This window comes from bacterium (genome assembly GCA_024228115.1).
Classification (GTDB): domain Bacteria; phylum Myxococcota_A; class UBA9160; order UBA9160; family UBA6930.
In genome coordinates, this window is record JAAETT010000074.1 from 1 (window position 1) to 2,767 (window position 2,767).

Here is a 2,767-nt window from a genome sequence, read left to right on the forward strand (position 1 = left end):
CGGTCGAGCCGGGAGGGCGTTCGCCCTGGGTCAAGGACCTTTCGACCCGGAAGATCTGAATCGGAATCCGGAACGGCGGGCTGCGTCGCCCCCCGGCCAAATGATCAGATTTCTACGCTTCTGAGTGAGCGTCTACACATAGCTTGCAGAAGTGCTGATTCGGTCAGCTCTTCGGCGATGACACCGGTCCTTGACGGCGTCTTCTTGCCCCAGTCCTTCCAGTGGTTGTCCTGCCCCGCGCTGGGGCTCACGTGAAGGCCTTGGCTCAGATAGAAATAGTAGTCCCGTTCGTGCTCGTTTCGGCGAGGCTGTCGGTTGAAGACATCCATGGTCGTGGCCGGACCGGAGATGACTTCTATCAGCATCAGGAACTTGTCGGCGCCGGCGGTCAGCGCTGCAAAGCTGTGCCCAAAATCGTCGAGGCCGTAGTCGTCGTCCCGGTCATTCGGCTCCGTACTTGGGTGAAAGAGGTCCTTGGCAAAGTTTGGGTGGTTCATTTGAACCACCAGGGGCGCGGGGAGGCCCTCGAGGAGAGCGTAGAGCTGGCCGTGCTCACCCTTCGGAACCGTAATGAGGGAGTCGATGCCGAAAACGTTCACGTGGTTGCCATTGGAGATGGTCGAGAATTCCTGGCCGTACAGCGCGACAAAGTCGTCGTCGGTCCGTTGCGCCGCTGCCTGGACAAGTGGCCTCACGTTGAGGCTCTGCCTCTGCTGGGCTCCGTTGCCATCCTTGAAGTTCCTAGTCACAGAAACAAGGTCGGAGGAGCTATAGAGCTCTGGAGTGACGGCAATCATGACACCGTCCTTTCGGGGCCCATGCGACTTTTTCCGTATTCCCCTCTCCGCGCTGGCGTGGTTGTGCGGCGTAACGGCAAGGAAGTCGAGACCCTCGGAGCGAGCCATGCTGAACGCCTCGAGAGGCGTTCCCGAGCCATCGGAGAACATAGTGTGAGCGTGGAGAAGGCCGAAGTAGGCCTCCCGTCCGGATGCCGCTTCGGTCACGGTCGGAGCGGCCATCGCGATAAAATCCGAAGGTCCATCTGGAGGCTGGGGAACGGGTGCGGGCACACGCAGCGGGGCTCGCTCTTGGCTGGCCTGGCGCGGTGCGTAGGGATGCTCATCACCTTCGTCTGTTGCAGCCAACTCCGCTCGGCCCATATCGCGAGGCGGTCGGGTCGTATCGCTGAGGTGGGTGCAACCGAAGACTAGGGCGACTACCAGGCATGCAAGAACTCGAGTCATGGGGGGGCTCCTTCTGGCTGGTCTAGGGGCACGCGATTGAGAGCATGCGAGTCAAATCTCGCTCCATTCTTGGTGTCTCCCGGACGAGTGTCAGTCGATTGGCGGGGCCAGGGAGGCTCCGATTCGGCGAGCATGATACCCGAGAAACTCGTCGGGACGCGTCCAGAGCGACTATCCGCTCTGGGTCGCCCTGTTCCGTTCTTGGGTCGGATTCAACTCGCGCCGCACCAACAAACTGTGATAGAGCAAGAGAGAACCTCTCCGAAGCACTATGATGACCACCGAGAACAACCGAGCGATGACACCCGAAGACCTACTTGGACCGCTGAATGAAGTGGAGCAAAAAAACGCTCCGAAGCAGCTCTTTGCTTCTGGGCGCCTGTCGCTTCTCGCAGAAGGCCGCCGTGTTTCGGTGGTCGGTTCGCGAAATGCCTCAGACGATGCGTTGGCTCGCGCCCGCTTCTTCTCGAGTGCGCTCGTGGAACATGGAATCACGGTCGTAAGCGGGCTCGCTCTTGGAATCGATGCAGTCGCTCACGAGACAGCTATTTCGGCGGGTGGCTCGACGATTGGGGTTCTCGGGACACCGCTTGACCAGTACTACCCGAAAGAAAACCGGTCGCTTCAGGAACGAATGATGCAAGAGCAGCTTGTCGTATCGCAGTTCGCCCCCGGAACACCTGGCGGCCGGAAGAACTTTCCGATGCGAAACCGGACGATGGCACTCATCACAGACGCCACGGTCATCGTTGAGGCCGGAGAGAAGAGCGGGACGCTGCACCAGGGTTGGGAGGCGCTTCGACTGGGACGGCTGCTCTTCCTCATGGAGAGCGTCGCGAACAATCCGAACCTCACCTGGCCGAGTGAGATGATTCGCTACGGAGCCCAAGTCCTCTCCCGTGGGAACCTGGAGCTCGTACTTGACGAGATGCCGGAGTTCCCACGTGGCGAATCCGCTTCTCTCTGAAATCGTCTTCGGAAGTTTTCTCGCCTACTCGCCTCGGGGGACTTCCGAACCTTCCGCGCGGTCGCGACGGGTAAGGGACGCGGTGAAGAGGGGCTCCGATGCCATCTTGCAGCAAGCGATGGTTCGCCTGGCGAAGGTGTTCGAAGAAAGCAACCTCGAGGAGGTCCTCGGCCCGAGAGTGACGCTGGTGCCAGCACCTCGAAGCGGCGTGTTGGTTAAAGGCGGCTTGTGGCCACCGCTCCTCGTCGCCCAAGCACTCCACGCCGCTGGATATGGAGAAGCAGTACTTCCGTGCCTCCTTCGAACAGAGGCTGTACCGAAGTCGGCGTTTCAACGGCCAGGCGAGCGGCCGAACGCCAAAAGGCACTTCGAGACGATGGCCGTTGAACGCGAGCTCCTCGCACCGTCCCGCATCACCCTAGTCCCTTGTATCGACCAAAGGCGGAAGTGTTGTCATGCTAAGCACTGCGTCCCCCGCAGCCAATCGGTTCTCGCCGTGTCGCGGGCCGATTCATGGGGCCCGTATGTCGAAGAAGCGGTATCGGATTGACTTGAC

General features: G+C 60.5%; 2 protein-coding genes. One reads left to right on the forward strand and one right to left on the reverse strand.

The features are described from left to right. Positions 1 to 104 precede the first annotated feature (104 nt). Positions 105 to 1,004, reverse strand: coding sequence for a hypothetical protein (locus GY937_04305; GenBank protein ID MCP5055931.1), 900 nt, complete (start codon positions 1,002 to 1,004; stop codon positions 105 to 107). A 538-nt stretch (positions 1,005 to 1,542) separates the two neighbouring features. Between GY937_04305 and GY937_04310 the strand changes: the two genes are divergently transcribed. After that, positions 1,543 to 2,211 carry a DNA-processing protein DprA gene (locus GY937_04310; GenBank protein ID MCP5055932.1) on the forward strand — a complete coding sequence of 223 codons (669 nt, stop codon included), beginning with the start codon at positions 1,543 to 1,545 and terminating at the stop codon, positions 2,209 to 2,211. Positions 2,212 to 2,767 lie beyond the last annotated feature (556 nt).